18 protein-coding genes are annotated in these 22,891 nt (G+C 44.0%); 12 read left to right on the plus strand and 6 right to left on the minus strand.

Annotation, left to right across the window (positions count from 1 at the left end):
• The first annotated feature begins 35 nt into the window (after positions 1-35).
• Together H562_RS0109575 and H562_RS0109585 are read left to right on the plus strand one after the other, a co-directional pair.
• On the plus strand, positions 36-878 hold the full coding sequence (locus H562_RS0109575) for an isoaspartyl peptidase/L-asparaginase (protein WP_027377308.1): 843 nt from the start codon (positions 36-38) through the stop codon (positions 876-878).
• Positions 879-1,109: 231 nt separating this feature from the next.
• Positions 1,110-1,298, plus strand: coding sequence for a hypothetical protein (locus tag H562_RS0109585; protein WP_027377310.1), 189 nt, complete (start codon positions 1,110-1,112; stop codon positions 1,296-1,298).
• 24 nt (positions 1,299-1,322) lie between these two features.
• Here H562_RS0109585 and H562_RS0109590 read toward each other — a convergent pair whose 3' ends face one another.
• Entirely contained in the window at positions 1,323-2,345 is a 1,023-nt protein-coding gene (locus H562_RS0109590; protein WP_027377311.1) for a 3-oxoacyl-ACP synthase III family protein, read from the minus strand.
• 89 nt (positions 2,346-2,434) lie between these two features.
• On the opposite strand from H562_RS0109590, the gene H562_RS0109595 reads away from it, so the two are divergent.
• The 7 genes from H562_RS0109595 to H562_RS0109625 all read left to right on the plus strand — a co-directional run bounded on the left by H562_RS0109595 (position 2,435) and on the right by H562_RS0109625 (position 9,580).
• Positions 2,435-3,337: a CorA family divalent cation transporter gene (locus H562_RS0109595; protein ID WP_027377312.1), complete on the plus strand. Its 903-nt coding sequence runs from the start codon at positions 2,435-2,437 to the stop codon at positions 3,335-3,337.
• A 189-nt stretch (positions 3,338-3,526) separates the two neighbouring features.
• On the plus strand, positions 3,527-4,402 hold the full coding sequence (locus H562_RS14940) for a caspase family protein (protein ID WP_034691032.1): 876 nt from the start codon (positions 3,527-3,529) through the stop codon (positions 4,400-4,402).
• Between the two features lie 11 nt (positions 4,403-4,413).
• Positions 4,414-6,009: a S8 family peptidase gene (locus tag H562_RS0109605; RefSeq protein WP_027377313.1), complete on the plus strand. Its 1,596-nt coding sequence runs from the start codon at positions 4,414-4,416 to the stop codon at positions 6,007-6,009.
• Between the two features lie 10 nt (positions 6,010-6,019).
• The gene (locus H562_RS0109610; protein ID WP_156831984.1) at positions 6,020-7,102 is read left to right on the plus strand and encodes a hypothetical protein; all 1,083 of its coding nucleotides are present in this window, start codon (positions 6,020-6,022) and stop codon (positions 7,100-7,102) included.
• Positions 7,103-7,114: 12 nt separating this feature from the next.
• Positions 7,115-8,695, plus strand: coding sequence for a patatin-like phospholipase family protein (locus tag H562_RS0109615; RefSeq protein ID WP_027377315.1), 1,581 nt, complete (start codon positions 7,115-7,117; stop codon positions 8,693-8,695).
• 34 nt (positions 8,696-8,729) lie between these two features.
• Positions 8,730-8,987, plus strand: coding sequence for a hypothetical protein (locus H562_RS0109620; RefSeq protein ID WP_027377316.1), 258 nt, complete (start codon positions 8,730-8,732; stop codon positions 8,985-8,987).
• The gene (locus H562_RS0109625) at positions 8,984-9,580 is read left to right on the plus strand and encodes a hypothetical protein (protein ID WP_027377317.1); all 597 of its coding nucleotides are present in this window, start codon (positions 8,984-8,986) and stop codon (positions 9,578-9,580) included. The genes H562_RS0109620 and H562_RS0109625 overlap by 4 nt, the downstream gene beginning before the upstream one ends.
• 34 nt (positions 9,581-9,614) lie before the next feature.
• Here the strand turns inward: H562_RS0109625 and H562_RS0109630 are convergent, their stop codons facing one another.
• The 4 genes from H562_RS0109630 to H562_RS0109645 all read right to left on the minus strand — a co-directional run bounded on the left by H562_RS0109630 (position 9,615) and on the right by H562_RS0109645 (position 14,378).
• Positions 9,615-11,195, minus strand: coding sequence for a DHA2 family efflux MFS transporter permease subunit (locus tag H562_RS0109630; RefSeq protein WP_027377318.1), 1,581 nt, complete (start codon positions 11,193-11,195; stop codon positions 9,615-9,617).
• Positions 11,196-11,281: 86 nt separating this feature from the next.
• Positions 11,282-12,400: an HlyD family secretion protein gene (locus H562_RS0109635; RefSeq protein ID WP_027377319.1), complete on the minus strand. Its 1,119-nt coding sequence runs from the start codon at positions 12,398-12,400 to the stop codon at positions 11,282-11,284.
• A 60-nt stretch (positions 12,401-12,460) separates the two neighbouring features.
• A complete protein-coding gene (locus tag H562_RS0109640; protein WP_027377320.1) occupies positions 12,461-13,777 on the minus strand; it encodes a TolC family protein in 1,317 nt (438 codons plus the stop codon).
• Positions 13,761-14,378, minus strand: coding sequence for a TetR/AcrR family transcriptional regulator (locus H562_RS0109645; RefSeq protein WP_027377321.1), 618 nt, complete (start codon positions 14,376-14,378; stop codon positions 13,761-13,763). The genes H562_RS0109640 and H562_RS0109645 overlap by 17 nt, the downstream gene beginning before the upstream one ends.
• A 164-nt stretch (positions 14,379-14,542) precedes the next feature.
• Here H562_RS0109645 and H562_RS0109650 point away from each other — a divergent pair, with 164 nt between their 5' ends.
• Together H562_RS0109650 and H562_RS0109655 are read left to right on the plus strand one after the other, a co-directional pair.
• The gene (locus tag H562_RS0109650) at positions 14,543-14,869 is read left to right on the plus strand and encodes an ArsR/SmtB family transcription factor (protein WP_027377322.1); all 327 of its coding nucleotides are present in this window, start codon (positions 14,543-14,545) and stop codon (positions 14,867-14,869) included.
• 51 nt (positions 14,870-14,920) lie between these two features.
• Entirely contained in the window at positions 14,921-15,760 is an 840-nt protein-coding gene (locus tag H562_RS0109655; RefSeq protein ID WP_027377323.1) for an arsenite methyltransferase, read from the plus strand.
• Between the two features lie 60 nt (positions 15,761-15,820).
• Here the strand turns inward: H562_RS0109655 and dnaE are convergent, their stop codons facing one another.
• On the minus strand, positions 15,821-20,476 hold the full coding sequence (gene dnaE / locus H562_RS0109660) for a DNA polymerase III subunit alpha (protein ID WP_027377324.1): 4,656 nt from the start codon (positions 20,474-20,476) through the stop codon (positions 15,821-15,823).
• A 325-nt stretch (positions 20,477-20,801) separates the two neighbouring features.
• On the opposite strand from dnaE, the gene H562_RS0109670 reads away from it, so the two are divergent.
• Positions 20,802-22,874: an alpha-ketoacid dehydrogenase subunit alpha/beta gene (locus H562_RS0109670; protein WP_027377325.1), complete on the plus strand. Its 2,073-nt coding sequence runs from the start codon at positions 20,802-20,804 to the stop codon at positions 22,872-22,874.
• The last annotated feature ends 17 nt before the right edge of the window (positions 22,875-22,891 follow it).

Genomic DNA, 22,891 nt, shown 5'->3' on the forward strand with positions numbered 1-22,891 from the left:
TACCTCACAAAATCTTTAACCATTAAAATGTATTTATGAAAGTGATCATACACGGTGGATTTTTCTCCGAAAGCGAGCAAAGTCACGAAGTGAAAACCGCGAAACAGCAATCCTTAAAAGAAATCGCCGGCAAAGCATTCGAATTTTTGAAGGAACATACTGCAGAAGAAACAGTAGTGTACGCGGTTTCTCTGTTGGAAGATGATCCACTTTATAATGCAGGAACCGGCTCCCAAATCCAAAGCGACGGCAAAATCCGGATGAGCGCTTCGCTGATGAATGGCGAATCCCAGAAATTTTCCGGAGTTATAAATATCGAAAACGTGAAGAACCCAATCGAAATCGCGCAGATTTTAATGAAAGAAGATGACCGCGTTCTGGGTGGCTCAGGTGCAAAAAAATATGCTGCGGCAAATGGTTTCACAGACTTTTCAACGGAAACGCCGCAACGGAGAAAAGAATATGAAGAAAAACTGAAGAATGGCGGAAAAGGAACAGTCGGCTGTGTTGCACTCGACGCAAAGGGAAAACTGGCCGCGGCAACATCTACTGGCGGCAAAGGTTTTGAGATCACAGGAAGAATTTCAGATTCGGCCACCGTTGCTGGAAACTTCGCGAATCAATTTTGTGCAGTGAGTTGCACAGGTGTGGGCGAAGATATTGTAAGCAATGCCACGGCAGCAAAAATCGTGGTGCGCGTGACCGATGGCATGTCGGTGGAAAAAGCCTTCGAAAAAACATTTGCAGAGCTGCAGGAAATCGATGGTTTTGCCGGCGCGATCGCCATCGATAAAGACGGGAATATGTGCCATGCGGAGTCCCATCCGACTATGGTTTTCGCCGGTTACGACGGTAAAAATTATGAAGTCTTTAATTAAAAATTTAGTCGGCGTTCCAGGTCGCGTTTACAGATAATGCTGTTTCTTACGCTAAAAATTCTGGAATGATTTTTCGGTTGTTTTTTTAAATACCTACCCAAGCTTTTGCAACCTGATCTTTTGCGAAAACTTTTTTGAAGTTTTTTTAAACAGGAAACTGTTTTTTGCTTTTTCGAAATAAAAAAAAGTTGCATCATTTTTGTTTCAGTTCTGTACATTAAAAAATATCCTATGAAAAAATTGATGGCTTTAGCAGTTTTCGGTACTTTATGTTTCGCCGCCTGCGCACAGAAAGAAGAAAAAAGAGAAGATTACAAACAGGAGCACAACGTGGCCGAAAAACGCAACGCCGGCGTTCCCGAAGCGGCAATGAGCGATTCTGCCGAGGTTAAGGATTCCCTGCAGACCGAAACCAAATAAAAAATGCGTCAGCCGACGCATTTTTTAGTATTCGAATAAAATTGAGCCCCACGTAAAACCACTGCCAAAAGCCGAAAGCAACACAAGATCTCCCCTTTTAATTTTTCCCTCCTCTATCGCTTCACTTAAAGCGAGCGGAATTGAAGCGGCTGTGGTATTTCCGTATTTCTGAATGTTGTTGAACACTTTGTCATCCGGTAAATTAAATTTCTTCTGCACAAACTGGGCGATCCGCAGATTAGCCTGGTGCGGAATGAACATGTCCAGGTCTTCAACGGTTTTTCCCGCAGATTTTAGGGCTTCATTCATAGTTTCGGGGAAACGTGTGACTGCATGTTTAAAAACAAAGTTTCCGTTCATGACAGGGTAAATTTCTGCATTGGTTACATTTTCGGGTTCCAGACGCATTCTGTCGCTCCAGCCATATTTTGATCCCGGAAATTTTGTACAGAGTTCATCGGCATATTTACCTTCAGCGTGCATGTTGAATGCTAATATATCACCGGATTTCTCATCATCGCTGGCAGAAAGAATCACTGCTCCTGCTCCATCGCCAAAAATCACTGAGACACCGCGACCTTTATCGGAAAAATCCAGACCAAAGGAATGGATCTCCGCACCCACGACCAGAATATTCTTATAGGTGTTTGATTTAATGAAAGCATTTGCCACACTCATCGCATAGACAAATCCCGAGCACTGGTTTCTGACATCCAACGCGCCGATGGTGTCGCAACCCAACATTTCCTGCAGCAAAACCCCACAACCCGGAAAATAATAATCGGGTGAAAGCGTGGCGAATACTATGAAATCGATATCCTTTGCGGTAAGTCCGGCCATCTTCAAAGCTTTTTCTGAGGCTTTGAAGGCGAGATAGGAAGTTGTTTCTTCGGCATCGTTTCTGTTTTTGCGGTGGTGGCGTTCTTTTATTCCGGTCCGCTCTGTAATCCACTCGTCATTGGTAGTCATGAGTTTAGACAGATCATCATTTGTCACTACATTTTCGGGAACGTAATGGCCAATGCCTTTTATGGTGCTTTTAATCATTTTTAATTTTTAGAATAACAAATATAAAGATATTTAAAACAGCGGAAAAAGGTTAATTTTAGCGCTGAATATATCATTAAATTTGTCGTATGCCAATAGAAATATTTTTCAGAAATGACCACTGTGAGTGGATCGACGTAGAAGCGCCTACCGAAGAAGACCTTGACTTTCTGCATGAGCGATACGAGATCGACATGCTGTTGTTGGAAGATACCATCGATCCGAATCACCTGCCGAAATTTGAACAGGCAGGCGATGTTAAATTCTTTCTGACACGCGAAAATACGGAGCTTGAGCGCAACAGCCTCAACACCATCAGCGACATTTCTACGAAACTCGGCATATTTCTCCTCAAGAACGTGATCATCACCGTTCACCGAATGAAGAACCGCAGCGTGTACGAGTTCAAAAAGGAAATACAGCTGCCGGACTGCAAGGATATTCACGCAGATAAAATAGCGCTCAACTTAGCGATAAAAGTAATTAAATCCTTCGATGATGAATCACAACACATTATGGAAACCATGGATAATGTGGAAAATGAGATCTTCCTGAAAAATACCGACAGCACTTACCAGATCCGCCGCCTTTACCAACTTAAAAGGAAGTCCGGCCTAAACACGCGGATACTGAACATATCTGCAGACTGGGTGACACAGTTTAAAACACTCAACCTCAATGATTCTGAAATAACCGATCTGCGCGATAAACACAAAGATGTGGTTGCAGATTTCGAGCATCTAAACGCGCAGGTCACCAACTTGATTTCCATGTTTCTGGCAATGAGCGATCAGCGGTCTAATCAGGTGATGAAGGTGCTGGCGATCTATTCCATGTATTTCTTTCCGATTACTTTTATCGCGGGTATTTACGGGATGAACTTCGATATAATGCCAGAGCTCCACACCACTTACGGCTATTTTGTCACTCTAGGAATTATGGCGCTTATTGCACTTGTCACATTTCTCTATGTACGGCGAAAACGCTGGTAAAATTCTGACCGGAAGGTTTTAAGGGGAAAACACCCTATTTTATGCAAAGCATATTTTGGTGGCAAATTAATTTCTAATTTTGATTGGCTAACCAATAACTGCTGCCATGAAAAACACTGTAAATATCCTGAAGAAAAACTCCCCGCAGATACTTTTTTCAAGGCCTGGCTTTGCCTAAAATACAGGATCATGGATAATTTCTTTGCCTTGATTATCGGTGTTGGCGGAGATTTAGCCGCGACTGCAGCGGATGCTTCGGCTGTACATGCCTTACTTTCGGATCCGCTTCGCGGAGGATATCCTGCCGCAAATATTACGCTTTTGGTAGATGAAGATTCTTCAAAAGAAAAGGTTCTGAACGCTCTCGACGAGCTGATTGCAAAAACAGACCAAGCTGAAAACGCTACCGTTGTGGTGTATTATTCCGGTCACGGCCTCCAATTTCCGCAAGAGGAGAATCCTAACCTTTTCGATTATTATTTAAAAACTTCCGGCGCCGACAAAACACGGAAGGAGGAAACGATGGTCAACGGCCTGGTTTTCTCAAAAAAAATAAACCGAATAAAAGCTGCACGCTTACTTATATTACTCGACTGCTGTCATGCCGACGGTTTGGGCCCGAAAAGGATTGATGCACTGGAAGAAATGACTGTTCAGGAAACCTCGTCAAACCGCGGACTGCTAGAAAAACTGACCGAAGGTGAAGGTCGGGTTTTTATTTCCGCCTGCGATGATGATGAAGAATCGGTCATTCTGCCCGGCTCGAAAAACAGCCTTTTTACCGAGGTGTGTCTGGAAGCACTTCACGGTAAACTCTCTCCTGCCGATGAATTTGTGCCGGTAATCGATCTCATGTATTTTGTGGTGAAGGAAGTTCCGAAAAGAGTGTTGCCTTTTCACCATAAGCAACGGCCGATCATTACAGAAGTTCAAAACCTTTCACCCGATTATTTTGTCTGCCGAAACGGCGATTATAAAACCGCAGAGGTGCAGTTGGAGGACTTTATCATTGATAATTCTGCTGAGCGGCTGCTGTTCCTGCAGGAATACGACAATAAATTATAAAAAAACACACGATGGAAATTTTAAATAACGACGGAAAAATCATTCCACAACTGATTACAAAAGGTGAAGAAAAAAATCCCTGGGATGCCGCGCATGACTTTGTGGATAAGAAGCAAAATGAAACCGGAAAAATACAGTTTGCTGAACCTGACTTGCCAAATAAAATGTATTCCGCACAGGATCCTGATTCAGTTAAAAGCTTTAAAACTTCTCAGTTTGAAATTTTTAATGAAGATGAATATCTAAAGAACTGGCCTAAACCCGGTGAAATGGAAGACCGTTTTGTGTGGCATCTTACCGATAAATTTTCGGGTTTTAAGAAAGCGAATGCAAAACTCCTTGAAAAAATTCCCAACCCGTGGATCAAAGTCGCCCATATTGATACCGGTTACCAACCCGGACATCCCGCCTTGCCAAAAAACCTTAACGTTGAAAAAGGCCGAAGTTTCATTAAAGGAGAAGAAGGAAAACCTGCGGTTGACAAAGCTTCGGGCACAAGTCTGGAACAGGACGGCCACGGAACCGCCACCATGACTTTGCTTGCCGGGAACACGGTAAAAAAAACCGACACCGCCGACAACTATGAGGGTTTTGTAGGTGCAGCTCCGTTTGTGGAACTTATTCCGCTCAGGATATCGGAAACTGTGGCATTAATTCAAACTTCTGCTTTTGTGGATGCGCTGGAGTATGCAGTTTCCGAAGGCTGCGAAGTGGTAAGCATGTCAATGGCCGGAGCGCCCTCCAAAGCGTGGGCAACAATGGTCAATAAAGCCTATGAAATGGGTGTAACCGTAGTAACAGCCGCAGGAAACTCGTGGTTCGAGGGTCCGAGAAAAGCCCTGCCGAAGCGCGTTCTTTACCCCGCTCGTTGGGAAAGAGTGATTGCTGCGACGGGAATTGCGTGTGATAATCTACCGTATGTTTTGGAAGCACGCCTTCAAAAAAAATCGGAAGGTGGAGAAACCATGCAGGGAAACTTCGGTCCCGAGGACGTGATGCAACATGCGATCGCCGCGTACACGCCAAACGTTTTCTGGGCAACCATGAACGACAGCGGCAAATTTTTTCGGTTAGACGGTGGCGGAACTTCCTCCGCAACGCCACAGGTAGCTGCAGCCGCAGCAATATGGTTAACCTATTACCGCAATGAGATCAACGAGGTATTGAAAAAATATCCAAATGAAAGATGGCGTAAAGTGGAGCTGGTAAAAAATGCACTTTTCAATTCTGCAGATCACACCTCCTACCCTCACACGAATATTTATCTGGGCCGGGGAATACTGAAAGCTGACAAAGCACTCGAAATATGGCCGACTGACGAAAAGCTGACGAAGGCAAAAGAAGCAAGTGTGAATTTGTGGGGAATTCTCGATTTATTGGGTTTACTGCTCCGGATGAAAGGCGACAATGAATCTGATCAGGTGCGGGCGGAAATGTTCCAGACAGAAATTTTACAGCAAATGCATGCCAATCCCAGACTGCAGAAATTTCTTGATTATCAGGAAACAGATATCTGGACGGAGGCCGACCGCGAATTGATGCGGGCAGAACTGCTGCAGTCTGTCGAAGTTTCTGCACGACTGAAAGAATACCTGACCAAAGAATAAACACAACCCTATGAAGACTAGCTTTATTTATTATGCATTGTGGCTGAGTTTTTTAAGCTCCTGCAGCAAAGCACCGTCCGAAACTGCAGCAACAAGTTCTGCAGAAGATTATTCGACAAATACTCAGGATACGGTTTCTGCCGCCGACTCGACGGGGAATGCCGTCAATTATAAGTCCGAAAGCGCCGATGCATATATCCGCAATAACCAGCAGTCTGTGGATATTGATACCGAGGACACAAATGGGAATTCGATAAAGCAATATTCGGTAAAAAACGCACTAAAAGACTCTGTTCGAGTGGCTTATAATAAAGTAAAACCTTCACTGAAAAGCGGAAAAATTGATGTAATTACACCTGACTTTTCCGTTAACGGTTCGGCTGATTATCCGCAGGTCTCGGCACCAGCACTGCAGGATCCGGAAGATATTTCGCAGACCGATCAAACATCTGCTGAGGAACAGCCCAAAAATGCAGTGCTTGGTTTTTCCTATTTCCCCCAAATTCCTCAAAATGAAACACGTGACCTGAGGGTTTTTGTAAAAGTTCAGGGCGATGCAAAACAGGTGGCAGCAAAACTCAAGACGATCGAAAAGGAAGACATGGAATTCACAAAGACCAGTGACAGCAGCATTGTATGCATCGTTAAAAATATTGAAGCTTTCAAAAAACTTTCCATAAAACCCATCTTCGATCCGGAGGATTTTCGTGTCACGCGTGTAGATGAAGACGTGCAGGGATTTTCTGAGGTTGATCCAAACGAGCAGCTGTTGGATTTTAAAAATGGAAATTACTGGCACTGGAAGGTGAAAGCGGTCGCCAAAGCGGCGCATATGGGAAATATCACGCTGCGTATTAAAGCGGAGACACCGGAAGGTCAAAAAATTCAGTTGGCCGAAAGGCAGATCAACATTAAAATAGGAATAAATGAACCTCAACTTTCCTTTGGGCAAAAGGCTTACCGTTTTGCCGATGACCATTTCAAAGAGATCCTGTCGCTTATCATTATTCCGCTGGTAATTTATCTGTTTAATATTTTCAAGAAAAAATATAACGCGAAGGAGGCTTCGGAAAACGATGCCCACAATCCCTAAAATCATTGAACTATGAATCCACGAAATTTAGAAGATCTTCTGGCAGACAAAACACTCGACAGTCTTTCAAAAGAGAAACTCAGCGCGGTCCAGGAAAAGATCGGTGCCAAGGAATTTTCAGACATAATTGATGATGAAGGCAATCAGTATGTAAATTTTGTGCAGGAAGGTGGCGGCGTTTGGGGCGTTGCGCTGGTAGGTTATCTGTATGCACTTGAGAGTTTCGGCATCCGGTTTATGAGGATAGCTGGTACCAGCGCCGGAGCCATTAATACCATGCTGATCGCAGCCATGGGCGACCGCAGTAAAAATAAAAGCAGCCGAATTAAAGAAATCCTCTTCGCCTGGAAATTTGAGGAGTTTATGGATGGAAAATCAATTGTAAAAAGCCTTGCTTACAGAGTGCTGAAAAGTAAAAATTACCTGAAAAAGTTAGGGTTATTCATTGCGTTGGTCCTATTCAGCATCGTGATATTTCCTTTTTTAATTCTTTTCTTTCACGTAAATCCGTGGTTTTATCTGATCCCTTTTCTGCTGCTGAGCCTTTTGGTTTATGGGGTTCTTCATTATTACCATCTTTTTAAAGCCAACCGGATCGGTCTGAATCCCGGCAAAGCTTTCGAAAATAAAATGCAGGCCGCACTGAGCAGTTTCGGAATTAAGAGCGTGAGCAACCTGAATGAAGAATATAATAAAAAAGGCTTGCAACTGCGGGTAAATTACCGCTACGGAAATGGAGAAGAATATTTCAATACTGCGGTGGAAAACATTAAAAACATCCATACCAGGGAGCTGGCAAACATCGACATGGTGAAGTTCCGTTTCTTTCTGGAAGGTGTGGAAAATAATGACATTTATAAAGAAAACCCTTTTACACTTCTGCGTTCAGACTACACCATAATCACAACCGACATTAATGCAAAAATAAAAGTTGAGCTGCCAAAAATGGGAAATCTGTACTGGACCAACACCGATCTTTCTGTCATAAGTCCGGCGAAATTTGTGCGCGCTTCGATGTCGGTGCCCTATTTTTTCGAGCCGCTCGTGGTGAATATTGACATTTCAAAAGCCTCAATTGTTGAAGCCTGGAAATTCTGGCTGAATGCCGAACCGGCGAATGTGTATACAGAAGGTGTGTTTGTAGACGGCGGCAGTATTTCAAATTTCCCGATCGATATTTTTCATGAAAGTGATATTTTTTATCCGCGGATTCCGGTTTTTGGTGTGCGGCTCGTAGATCAGGCAGAACTTGGTGACCCACGCGGCGCGGGCAGTAAATCTATCCTGAAAAGTCCCGCAAGTTTCCTCGGAAGTATTTTCGATACACTGAAGGGTTACAACGATAAAAGTTTCCTTACAAAATACACTTTTTACAGCACACACAGCATTCAGTATGTCGACTGCAGCCCCAGTAACTGGCTGAACTTTTTTATGGAAGACCAGGAAAAAACGGAACTCTTCAACAAAGGTTTCCGTGCGGGACTGGAATTTCTGGAGCGTTTTGACTGGGAAAAATATAAGTATGAACGAATGCTGGTAGCCCTGAAGGAAAAAAATATTTTAAAGCAGGAAGCGAAGCCTAATGTAGGATAACAGTAATGATTATAAACACTCAAAACCATTGATCATGAGCAGAATTGAAGAAGTTGAAAAACTGATAGACACCTTTAAAATGGAACGCGTAATATATGTAATCCTAACATCGGTTTCAGCTGTTACGCTAATCGGCCTGGGACTTTATATGGCAATCGCGCAGCAGAATATCGAGGGATTTATTGCCCTGCTTGTACCTTCGGGAACTTTGACATTGTGCATCTTCCGGGTGTTGAAAATGTGGGATGATGCCCTGAAATTTATTTCAAATGATAATAACCACGAATCATGAATAAGTCTTTTGCAAGCTTGAGAATCCTGCCGGTCCTTGGAATAATTTTAATATTAGCCGGATATTTTTATCTCACCTATCAAACTTTTAAATTAAGGGATAAACGGGAAGCTTTAAAGAAAGAAAACATCCAACTTGAACAGATAAGGATGAGCAAAACGGCAGAAATAAAAAGACTGGACAGCATTGCGGGAATCCAGAAGAAAATAATTTCAGAAAGCACCGATCCAAAAACGGTGGAAGAAGGCAAACTTCTGGAAGAAAAAATTGCAAATATTTCAACCTCACATTTTACACAGAATACAAAAGGCGAAAACAGCCGCGATATGGCGGCACAGTTCGAAAGCAAGGGCTATAAGTATCTATATAACCGCGATGTAGAAAATGCAGTGCGCGCTTTTACGGCAAGTGAAAATGCTTATAACGGATATCACCAGGTGTATGAGATTTCCCGCTATTTAAAGAAAAACGAAGCACAGCTTTCCGATAAGAAATCTGACTTCTGGTCGACAGCTTATCAGCAGATCCTGCAGAATTTCAGCTGGAAAATGCCGCAGGATGCCAAGGAAAAACTTTCTGGTTTAACCAAATAAAAATCGGGAGATCAGCTGACCTCCCGATGGTAATTTAATGCATCGCCTCACTTAGATCAATGGGTTCCCTGCCTTTGGACTCTCGCACGAAAAGTACAAACGGAATACAAACCAGGAAGAGAATCCCGAGGTAAAGGAAAACATCCATATAAGCCAGCACCGACGCCTGTTTCAGCACACTGAGATCCAAAATTTTATACGCACCCTGAAGCGCAGTATCGGGCGAGAAACCTTTGGCCATAAAACTTGCCTTTAACCCGGCAAGCCGCTGCTGCACCTCGAAACTGCTGGCATCCAGGTGAACGCCAATATTGGCCTTGTGAATTGAAGTCTGGTTGGCAATAAAAGTAGTAATCGCCGCAATTCCAAAAGAACCCCCAAGCTGGCGCATCATTCCGGTGAATGCCGCACCCTGGCCGATTTCCTGGCCTTTTAAAGTACTCAGCGCTAAAGATGTGATTGGAATAAAAAGCAAACCTAAGCCTGCGCCGCGCACGATCAGCATCCAGAAGAAATCATCTTTTCCGGTGTCGGGTCCCAAAATTTTATAACCCCAGAAACTGTACACAAAGAAGATCAGCAAACCGAGCGAGACCAGAATCTGCTGTTTCACGCCGCGCGTTAACAGGCGCCCAATGATGGGCATCATCACGGCGGTGGTAAGCGCGGCAGGAATCATCAGCGCTCCCGATTGCAGGGCGGTCCAACCCAAAATACTCTGTGTGTAAAGCGGTACGATGAATGTGGAACCATAAAGCCCAAACCCTAAGATAAACGACATGACCGTTCCGATCCGCAGATTACCGTTTTTCAGCACGCGCAGCTCTACGATAGGATATCTGCAGGTAAGTTCGCGCCACAGGAACATAATAAATCCGATAACTGCAGTTGCCGTAAGGAAAACAATAATTCTGCTGTCAAACCAGTCTTCCTCGTGCCCTCGTTCCAGAATATACTGCAGCGAACCAACGGTGATGGCAAGCAGAATAATGCCATACCAGTCGATATCCGCCGCTTTTCTTTTTTCTGAGAACTTAGGACTCCGTACGAACTGCAGTGTCATGATCGCAGCCGCAATTCCCAAAGGAATATTAATATAAAAAATAAACGGCCAACTGTAGTTATCTACGATATAACCACCGAGCGGCGGACCCAGAGTTGGGCCAATAATCACGCCCAAACCGTAGATGGCCTGTGCCATACTGCGCTTTTCGATGGGATAAGATTCTGTGATGATGGTTTGTGAAGTTACAAGCAGAGCTCCCCCACCGATTCCCTGCATCAGCCGGAAAAAAACGAGTTCCCAAATATTGGTCGCGTTTCCGCACAGAAAAGAAAAGATGGTAAAGATAATGATGGAGGCCGCAAAATAATTTCGCCGGCCAAACTGCTGAGACAGCCAGCTCGTCATAGGAACAATGATCACATTCCCAATCGCATAGGCGGTAATCACCCAACCGACTTCCGACAGTGTTGCACCTAAATTTCCCTTCATTTCATTGAGTGCCACATTTACAATGGTGGAATCTACGATTTCAAGAAGCGCACACATAATTGCGGTAACGGTAATGATGAACCGTCGCGTACCATATTCTACAAGTGAATCCTGTTGCATTTTTCGCTGGATGTTTGAGGTGAATTAATGAAAATATGTACTGCTAAAACCTTTTTAGGCCCAGGAGTTCATATTTAATAACCTCATTATTTTAAATTAACGGTCGTTTTAACATTCATTCCGGCACGAAGTCTCTTCGCGACCTGTGGATCAAGTTTTTCAAAATCAATTCTTACAGGAAGTCTCTGTACGACCTTAACAAAGTTTCCACTGGCATTATCTGGAGGCAAAATTGAAAAACTGGAGCCAGTCGCGGGCGAGAAAGAAGTGACAACGCCTGTAAATTTATGGTCAGGAAAAGCATCAATTTCGATGTCTACTTTTTGGCCTTCCACCATTTTTGAAAGCTGTGTCTCTTTGAAGTTGGCAATTACCCAGACATTATTGTCGCGCACCAGACTGAAAAGCTGTGAGCCGGCCTGCACAAACTGGCCTTTCTGCGTAGAAACTTTGGACACATATCCGTCTTCCGGCGCCAAAATAATGGTGTACGATAAATTGAGTTTTGCATTTTCCACATCCACTTCCCGTTGTCTGGCAACGGAACTGGCCACACCGATCTGCTCCGAACTTGCGGCAGTTTGCGATGTTACGATTCCGGTTTGCTGGGCTGCCTGATTCCGCTGGTCAACCAGAACCTGCAGCTGCCGGTCAGCGGATTGCTTTGCGGCGACTGCGCTTTCATACTGCTGTTGAGTGATGGTGTGATCTTTTACCAGATTGGTATAACGTTTAAGATCCTGGGAAGTCCGCCACACATTTACTTTGGCAGCTTCGATCTGTGCGTTAGCCGTAGCGATGGCAGCATTGCTGGAATTAATATTTTTCGAGGCAGCATTGGTTGCAGCTTTTGCCGTCGCAATATTACTGGTTGCTGTTCTCAGTGCGGCTTTCGCAGATTCCAGTGCCATTTTCTGGTCCCGGTTATCCAGAACGATCAGAGTGTCGCCTTTTTTTACAAACTGGTTATCCTTCACTTTCACTTCCTGCACATAACCTGAAATCTTTGATATTACCGGACTCATGTTTGAAGCAATTTGTGCATCATCGGTCACCTCGTGCGTTTGTGAAAATGTGTACGTACGGTAGCCAAAAAAACCACCGCCCAGAAGCACGACCGCTAAAATGATGGGGAATATCTTGCTTTTCTTTTTCTTTGGAACCGGGAAAAGTTCCGGCTGTTCTGCTATGTTATTGTCTTCCATTGTAAATATTTCTTGAGCGTTTATTGTTTGTAGTACGAGATTGGTTTCAGTGAAATTAATTTATCTGAGTATCAGTATTCCTGAGATTTGGAGTAGTTTTCGGTACGCAAGCGCGGCGTCGGCTTTTGCATTAACCACATTTACATTGGCGGTGATCTGCGCTGCATCAGCATCCAGAAGTTCGGTGATCGTAGCCAGGCCATTGTCGAATTTGTTTTTGGTCACGCGGTAATTTTCATTTGCCTGCGAGGCCGCTTTTTCATAAACACCGATCTTTTTACCTGCAAAAGAAGCGTTCTGATAATCCCGGTTCACTTCGAGTTTTATCTGGTCGTTTAACAGATCGTTATTTGCAGAAAGTTGCCTTTCGCGGGCCTGCGCTTTGAGCAGCGATGAATTTTTCTTCCAGAGGTTATCGATATTATACTGAATTCCCACCCCGATATTTGCCGCATTTACTACGGTCAGGATTTTCGGAATGTCAGCAGCTATATAACCGCCGGTCAGCGCAACCGTAGGCAGACTTTCTGCTTTTGCAGACTTAATGGCGAGATCTGCAGCTTTCAGCTGGTAATCCAGCGCCTGAATATCTTTACGGTTTTCCAGGGCTTTAGTTAAATAATATGGGACCGGCTGATCCGCGGCAAGTTCATTAATATACGTTTCATCAATTTGAATCTCGGTAGATTCAGGAAGCCCAAGAAGCAGATCCATATTGATGTTTGCGATATTGTAATTGTTCTGCGCTTCCAACAGCTGGAGTTCGATATTCGAAGTCTGCAGATTGGCTTTCAGTTTGTCGTTTCTTGCGATAATTCCGTTGTCTTCCAGGCGCTGAAAAGACTCGTCGCGCTTTTGCGAAGCAGAAAGATTCTCCTGCAAAACGCGAATCGCCTGGCTTGCCTTGAAAAGGTTGTTGTACGCCTGCGATACATTGTACGCAATAGCGATCTTATCATTTTCGGTGCTCAGTTTAGCCGCTTCAACTAAATATTCAGCGGACTGGATTCCATATTTAATCCGGCCGCCTGTAAACAGCGGTAACGAAGCAGCAACATTACCATAGAATGCAGAGTTTGCTTTCGGGCTACTGCCACCATTTTCCGAGGGCTGCACAATTTTCAGATTTACATCTGCGTTTGCCAACGCCAGTGCACTGCCGGAAACCTTTAAACTTGGCAAACGGCTGTTGCGGGCTTCCAGATAATTCGCTGTGGCTTCCTGGATCTTTGCCTCATCGATCTTCAGATTTTTAGAATTCTGAATTCCCAGCATTACCGCCTCGTCGAGACTGAGGGATTTTTTTTCCTGAGCCGCTGTTGAAACACCATAAGCCAGGAATGAAACCGTGAGCATGGAATTAATTATTTTCTTCATAACCTAAAAGGTGTTTTAAGATAGTTGTCATGTGAATATTTAGTTCTTCGAAATAAGTCTGCTCATAAGTAGCATCCCGATCCAGTGCATCTTTGTAGATTGGCAAAGTGTTCAGCGCGGTAAACAGCGTGCCGGAAATTGTAGAGTGCAGAAATTCTATGCGGGGCTTCCGCGTAAAGACTTTATTTCTGAGACCACTTTCCAGCAGTTTACTGTAGATTTCCAGAAATCCTTTTTTAGAATCCGAGATCAAAAACAGGATTTTCTTGTTCCTGTTCCGAAGTTGCTCGCGCTGCATGATGAGATAAAACATTTTCAAAGTGCGTACACGCTCAATATATCTGCTGACAATCACATTGATTTTTTCCCATTCATTCATGCCTTCATTTGCGATAATTTCTTTGCTGAAAGAAAGACTTTCATTCATACGGTATTCGAAAATCTTTTCAAACAGTTTTTCCTTAGAACCAAAATAGTAAGAAATCATCGAAACATTTACCTGCGCTTTTTTAGAAATATCGCGAATGGATGTTCCGTCGAAACCCTTTTGTGCAAAGAGTATTTCAGCATTGAATAAAATATTTTCTTCTTTGGAAATCATGATTTTTATGATTTTGCGGGTGCAAAGTTAAACAAATATTTGACTAAATCAATCAAACGTTTGGTTTATTTGTGATCGATATATAAAAACCTTTCATCGGAATTAATTATATCGTAATATTGCAATATGAAAATAAACCAAGTTTCATTAACGAAAACATAAAGATGGGAATTACAAAATCGCAGCACTTTACCCAGGAACAGAACGAAATGGCGACGCTGCTGAAAGCGCTTGCCCACCCCGCCCGGCTGGCGATCATAGAATATTTACTTTCTGTAGACACCTGTATATGTAATGATATTGTGGCGGAAATTCCCCTTTCGCAGGCCACAATCTCGCAACATCTCAAGGAACTGAAGAGCGCCCGAATCATTCAGGGAAATGTCGAAGGCAAAGCAATCTGTTACTGCATTAATCCGGAAACCTTTAAAAAAATGGAATATTTTATCGACCAGATCTTTTACAAAATTGAAAAACAAAACTGCTGTTAAAAAGCGCAGGAATTAAACCAATCCAATCTCAACACTAAAAGTTAAAATACAATGGGAACAAACGAAGAAATTAAAGAAATGGTAAAGCAAAAATATGCCGGGATCGCACTGCAGGAAAAGGATACCAACGCCTCATCCTGCTGCGGTGCAGGCGGTTGCAGTACGGAAGTTTATAACATTATGTCCGAAGAATATGATGCGCTGGAGGGTTACGCTAAAGATGCTGATCTGGGTTTGGGCTGCGGGCTACCCACCAATTTTGCCAGAATAAAGAAAGGCGATACAGTAGTGGACCTCGGCAGCGGTGCCGGAAACGACTGCTTTATAGCGCGCGCCGAGACTGGTGCTGGCGGCCGCGTGATCGGAATTGACTTCACAGAGGCGATGATCGAAAAAGCGAAAAGAAACGCCTCTGAATTGGGCTATCAAAATGTGGAATTCCGGCAGGGAGATATCGAGCAGATTCCGATGACCGCGAACACCGCAGATGTGGTGGTGAGCAACTGCGTGATGAATCTGGTGCCCGATAAGCCAAAAGCATTTGCCGAAGTCGCCAGGATTCTGAAGCCGGGCGGACACTTTTCTATTTCAGATATCGTGCTTATCGGCGAACTGCCGGAAAAGATAAAATCTGCAGCAGAAATGTACGCGGGCTGCGTGGCAAGTGCCATTCAGAAAGTTGATTATCTCAATATCATCAAAGAAGCCGGCTTTAAAAATATTGCACTTCAAAAAGAAAAAGTAATTACCGTTCCGGATGATATTCTGAAAAATTATCTGAATGAAGCTGAGATCGAACAGTATAAAAATTCTGAAACCCAGATATACAGCATTACGGTTTACGCAGAAAAAGGCGCGGCGTGCTGTGCTCCAAATACAGGTTGTTGCTAGAATTTCAAACCATGATATCCTTTAATTAAAAAACCACCTTCGCGGTGGTTTTTGATGTTTTCAGTTCAGAAAAACTTCATATTTCTGCATGTCATGAATAATTTCTAAAAGATCACCATTAATGTCCACACTTGCTTTCACCGACATTAATTCAATAGTGGACTGATCTTCGGGATTCCTGATGCAGAAGTTAAGTTTCTGTGTGCCGCTGTACTCCGTGAAATTCTCCTGAAAAAAAGCAATATCTTCTTTTCGCAGGTCGTGAACATTGACCACTACTGTCATTTTTTTGGCAAATTTTTCAAAAGCATCTTTAAGGTCAATTACGTCTGTCAGATTCACAAAAACGCGGCCATCGTTGGCCTGAGAAAATTTAATTTTGAAGATCACAAAGCGCTGAACATCGATCTTATCCCGCAGCCTCATATAATCGCGGTCGCCGAGGCGGAAACTGTAACTGCCGGTATAATCTTCCAGCGTGATAAAAGCCACTTTTTCGCCGCTGTTCTTACCGTCTTTCACTGTGTATTCGGTAACCAAACCTGCAACCGTGTATTCCGGAGTGTTGTTTTTAAGAGCCTGTTTTTCTTTCCATGTCAGTTTTTCTGCTGTAAATAAATCGGGCTGCGCCGCCGCGAAGACCGTGTTTTTATAGGATTCGATCTCGTCGAGATTCAGGAAGTTGTAGGTACCTTTGGGCTCGGCTCTTTTACCGGATTCCTCAAGCAGGCCTTCTTCTTCCCCATCGAGAATTTCTGAGGGAATATCTACGAGATCCTCATCTGACTCAGAAATGTCAGCAACATCTACCGGTAAAATTATTTTTTCGAGTTCGGCAACTTCTTCTTTCTTACCCTCCAGAATTTCTTTTTTGCTCAAAGCACCTTGGATAAAGCGGAACTGGTATTTATATTCATCGAGCGGGTGCGCTGAAAGATAGAAACCGATGATCTCCTTTTCCTTATTAAGCTTGAACATATTTTGCCATTCAGGCGCGGGGTTCAGTTTCGGTTTTTCGATCTTTACCTCATCGGCAAAGTCGGCAAAGAGGGAATTCTCAATTTCATTGATGCTGTCCTGAAAACTCTGACCGTAGCGTAAAAGCCTTTCGATATTGGTTTTTCCGGTATTGTCGATATCAAAATACTGGGCACGGTGATAATGATCGACCTCATCGAAAGCGCCGGCAATGACTAAACTTTCTGCCACTCTTTTATTGATCTGTGAGGAAGGAATCTTTTCAAAAAAATCATAGATATTTTTATAACGCGCCTCCTGGCGCGCCGCTACAATCGCCTCACTCGGGCCTTCGCCAATTCCTTTTATAGCGCCCAGACCAAAACGGATCTGGCCTTTTTCGTTCACCGCAAAAGCATACTGCGACTCGTTCACGTCGGGCCCCAAAACATCAACACCCATACTTTTACAGTCCTCCATAAACAGGGTGATCTGTTTGGTATTGTTGATGTTGTTGGTCATCACACTCGCCATATATTCTGCCGGGTAATTGGCTTTCAGATAAGCGGTTTGGTAGGCGATCATCGCATAACAGGTGGAGTGTGATTTGTTGAAGGCGTATTCAGCAAATGCTTCCCAGTCTTTCCAGATCTTGTTGAGTTTGGTCTCGTCGAGGTTATTGCTTTTTCCACCTTCCAGAAATTTCGGATACATTTTATCCAGAATATCGCGCTGTTTTTTTCCCATCGCTTTCCGCAGCGTGTCGGCTTCACCTTTTGTAAAGTTTGCGAGTTTTTGCGAAAGAAGCATTACCTGTTCCTGGTAGACTGTAATCCCGTAGGTTTCCTCCAGGAATTCTTTGGTTTCCTCCAGGTCATAAGTCGTTTCTTCAACCTTATTTTTCCGGTTGATGAAGTTTGGAATGTATTTGATCGGTCCCGGCCTGTAAAGGGCATTCATCGCGATGAGGTCGGCAAACTTTGTCGGTTTCAGTTCACGCATATATTTCTGCATACCAGGACTTTCGTACTGGAAAATGCCTATTGTGCGGCCTTCCTTAAAGAGTTGATAGGTTTTCAGGTCATCGAGCGGCATTTCGTCCGGATCGAGTTCTATGCCATGTTTTTCTTTGATGAGTTTAATGGCGTGCTTAATGATCGTTAAGGTCCTTAAACCCAAAAAATCCATTTTCAGCAAGCCCGCATTTTCGGCCACGGAGTTATCGAACTGAGAGACAAGGATGTCCGCATCTTTGGCTGCAATGGTAATTGGAACAAGGTTAGAAATATCTTCGGGTGTGATGATCACGCCGCAGGCATGGATTCCTGTATTCCGGATGCAGCCTTCCATTTTCTGTGCCGCGGAAAGCACTTCGTAGCGGGCATCTTCGGGATTAGCAAGAATATTTTTCATTTCCTGGGCCAGCATTTTATCCTCCGGCGCCAGTTTTTCGAATTTCGAAAATGCTTTTGAAATATTCATTCCCGGTGTAGAAGGGATGAGTTTCGCAATATTGTTGGTATCATTGATCGAAAGATCGAGCACTCGTCCGGCATCTTTAATTGCAGATTTGCCACCTAAAACCGAATATGTAATGATCTGCGCCACGTTGGTTTTACCGTATTTTTCCACGACCCATTTTATGATCTTATCGCGGCCTTCATCATCAAAATCAATATCGATATCGGGCATTGAAACCCGTTCCGGATTCAGGAACCGCTCAAAAAGCAGATCATATTTTATGGGATCTACATTTGTGATTCCCGTACAGTAAGCGACCGCAGAACCAGCCGCAGAACCACGTCCGGGACCGACCCAAACGCCCATTTTACGCGCTTCATTACAGAAATCCTGTACAATCAGGAAGTAGCCGGGATAGCCCGTATTCGCAATTACTTCCAGTTCAAAATCCAGGCGGTCCCGTATTTCATCGGTTATTTTCTCATAGCGCTTAGCGGCGCCTTCATAAGTCAGATGCCGGAGATACGCATTTTCACCTCTCTTACCACCGTCGCTTTTATCTTCTTCGCTCAGAAATTCTTCGGGAATATCAAACTCAGGAAGCAGCACGTCACGTTTCAAAGTGTAAGGTTCAAACTTCGCCAGCAGTTCGGTGTACGCTTCAAAAGCATCGGGAAACTGGCGGAAGGTCTGCTTAAGTTCATCCTCTTTTTTCAGGTAAAACTCGTGGGATGGCAGACCGCGTCTTTTACCAAAACCTTTCCCCACTGCCGAGGATAACTTTTCGCCATCCTTGATGCAGTACAAGATATCCTGAATATGAGCGTCTTCTTTTTCGGTGTAAAAGGTTTCATTCTGCGCAATAAACTTGACACCATATTTTTCCGCGAACTGCAGTAAAACATCATTGAGGTGTTCCTCTTCTTCAACTTCGTGATTCTGAAGCTGTACATAAAAATCGTCACCAAAAGTTTCTTTCCACCATTTAAAGACTTCCTCGCCCTTCTGTTCACCAAACTCCAGAATCGTGTTCGGGATATCACCTGCCGTTCCTGCTGAAACTGCGATCAGATCTTCCTTATAGTCCGCGATCATCGCTTTTGAAATCCGGGGAACTCCAAAGTAGAAACCATTGACAAAACCCATACTCGATAGTTTTGCAAGATTTTTATAGCCGTTAAAATTTTTAGCCAGCAGCACAATATGCGTGCGGCGGTCGGGATCGTCCTTTGTAAACTGCTTCTTTTCCGGGCGGTCAGAAATATAAAACTCACAGCCGATAATTGGGATGAGCGGTTTTTTGCGTGGTTCAGTTTCTTTAAATTCCTGACCTTCAGCTAAAGCTTTTTCTTTCTGTGCTTCAAATTCCGCATGTTTTGACTTAATGGCGCCGTTGGCTTTTTCAACCTCTGACACAAATTTAAAAGCACCCATCATATTGCCGAGATCGACCAGGCCTACTGCCGAAAAATTATTCTCAAGAGCTTTGGTAATCAACTCATGAATATGTGTTGACGCCTGCAGGGAGGAGTAAATACTGTGGTTGTGAAAATTAAAATAATCGCCGATCTCAATGTCGGTCATGTCACCGAAATCAGCAGTCTGTTTCTTTTTGGAATTTTCAACCTGCCGGCGGATGATAATATCAAAAGGCTGAAAAGGTGTCGGATTAGCTTCCCGGAACTGCTGCAGTTCAGCTTCAGAAATTCTCAGTTTTTCCACGGGAATGAGCCCTCGGCGTTTCATTTCGAAAAATATCTGGGCAGTGGCATTTACGTCAGCCGCGGCGTTGTGCGCTTCATCAAACTGTTCGCTGTATAATTTTTCGTAGAGTTCGGTAAGCTTTGGCGATTTAAACCTGCCGTTTTTTCCGCCACCGAGCTGGCAGAAATTGGTGCCGAGTTCCATGGTGTCGGCAGATGGAATTTTTTCTAAAGTATTTTCGACAGTTTTTCTGAAGAATTCTGCGCCCACAATTTTGTAATCGAAATCGATATTGTGGCCGGCAACAACTTCCGCTTTATTCAAAACCTGCTGAAATTCCGCCAGGATCTCTGCAAGGTCGCGGCCTTCCTCAGTTGCCATTTTAGTAGAAATACCGTGAATTCTGCTCGCGTTATATGGTATATCATAACCTTCGGGCCGGATGATGTAATCCTGATTTTCGAGGAGTTTGCCCGTTCTGTCGTGCAGCTGCCAGGCAATCTGTACCATGCGTGGCCAGTTGTCGGAATCGGAAAGCGGGGCATTATAATTTTTGGGTAAACCGGTAGTTTCGGTGTCGAAAATAAGATACATGAAGGCAGAGAATTTTGGTAAAATTACTTCAAAATTTCTTCAAAAAAAAGTCGGTGATTTCTGGTTCGACTCAGTATAATTCTTTAAAAACTGATCTTCTTAAGAAAAGTGCAGCCGGGAAACAGCTGAAAACCCCCATTGGAAAGCCTCAGTAAAAAATTGTGATTTGGATTAAATTATTTTTACAAAGTATGGAGGTAGGAATCAAAAGTCTTTGAGGCACATTGCTGCTTTTCAGCATTATTAATGCGCATCTGATTGATGTTCCTGCGTTCCGGCATCATGCCATTTCGCACTTCACCTAAAATTTTTATCTTTGTTCGATATGGAAATTGATACACAGCACAAGGTTTCACAGGAAATTTTGTTGAAAGCTTTCAGGCACATGATGGTTGCTAAAGCTACCGCCGATGTTTATGAGGAAAACCGCAATGTTACGAAATACGTGCATTCCACTTCCCGCGGCCACGAGGCAATTCAGCTTGCCGCAGCTTATCAGTTAACACCCGAAGACTGGGTTTCGCCCTATTACCGTGACGAGAGTCTTTTGCTCGGTATCGGTTTTGAACCTTATGAGATCATGCTCCAGCTCCTGGCGAAGGCTGATGATTCTTTTTCCGGCGGAAGGTCCTACTATTCGCATCCGTCAAGTTCAAGAGAAGACTTGCCGAAAATCATCCATCAAAGTTCTGCGACCGGCATGCAGGCAATTCCTACGACCGGCGTGGCTCAGGGTATAAAATACATTCAGGAATTTAACTTGAGGACTTTTGAACAAAATCCCGTAGTCATCTGCAGTCTCGGCGATAATTCGGTGACGGAAGGCGAAGTTTCCGAAGCTTTTCAATTTGCAGCGCTCCATCAGCTGCCTATTATTTTCCTGGTTCAGGATAATGAATGGGGAATTTCTGTAACCAAAGAAGAAGCGCGCACAGCAGACGCTTACGATTTTGTGGCCGGCTTCACGGGCATGAACCGTATGCGGGTTGACGGCACTGATTTCGGAGCAAGTTTTACAGCAATGAAAAAAGCGGTCGACTTTGTGCGCGCAGAAAGAAAACCAATGGTCGTGTGCGCGAGTACGGTATTGATCGGTCACCATACTTCCGGCGTGCGCCGTGAATTTTACCGCGACGATGCGGATCTGGAGAAGCACAGGGCGAAAGATCCGGGAAATATCCTGCGAAGCCGGTTACTAGAAACCGGAACCGATGAGGATCTTTTGAAACAGATCGAGAAAAAATGCCGCCTGGAAGTGGAACACGCCTTTCAAAAGGCAGTCGCTGCAGAGGATCCAAAACCACGCTCCGTGGGAGATCACGTTTTTGCGCCTACGCCTGTTACGCAGGAAGTCGGTGAACGCACACCACCAAATCAGGAAAAGATCGTGATGGTAGATGCCGCAATTCATGCGATACAGGAACTCATGTGGAAACACCCCGAAGCTTTGCTGTACGGTCAGGATGTTGGTGAAAGGATTGGCGGTGTCTTCCGCGAAACAGTGACTTTAGGAAAAAAATTCGGCAATAAAAGGGTTTTTAATACGCCGATCCAGGAAGCGTATATTATCGGATCTACAGTAGGAATGAGCGCTGTAGGACTTAAACCTATTGTGGAGGTTCAGTTCGCCGACTATATTTATCCCGGCATCAACCAGCTTGTGACAGAGATTTCAAAATCATGTTATCTAAGTAACGGGAAATATCCGGTTAGCACGCTGATCCGTGTTCCCACGGGTGCTTATGGCGGTGGCGGACCTTACCACAGTGGCAGTGTAGAAAGCATGCTGGCAAATATCAAAGGAATCAAAATCGCTTACCCAAGTAATGCCGCGGATTTTAAGGGCTTGCTGAAAGCTGCTTTTTACGATCCAAATCCGGTTATTATGCTTGAACATAAAGGCTTATACTGGAGTAAAGTGCCCGGTACCGAAGAGGCAAAAACTGTTGAACCCGACGAAAATTATATTTTACCGTTCGGCAAAGGAAACGTGGTCCTGGAAGCAGATCAAACCGAAACTGACAAAGGCCGAACCATGTTGATTGTGACTTATGGAATGGGCGTATACTGGGCGAAAGAAGCGGCGAAAAATTTCCCCGGCCGCGTAGAGATCATCGATCTAAGAACTTTGGTTCCTTTGGATGAAAAACTGGTTTTCGAGCGGACAGAAGTTCATGGGAAATGTCTGGTTTTAACCGAAGAGCAGATCAATAATTCTTTTGCAGAAGCATTTGCACACCGTATCTCAAAAAACTGTTTCAAATATTTGGATGCGCCTGTAGAGGCCATGGGTTCCCTGAACTTACCTGCAGTTCCTATCAATTTGATTCTGGAAAAAGAAATGCTGCCGAATGCCGAAAAAGTCGCGGCCCGGATCACGGAAATGCTGGCGAATTAATTATTTTTACGGTTCAG

The sequence above is a fragment of the Kaistella palustris DSM 21579 genome (assembly GCF_000422265.1).
In the GTDB taxonomy this organism is placed as follows: Bacteria; Bacteroidota; Bacteroidia; order Flavobacteriales; family Weeksellaceae; genus Kaistella; species Kaistella palustris.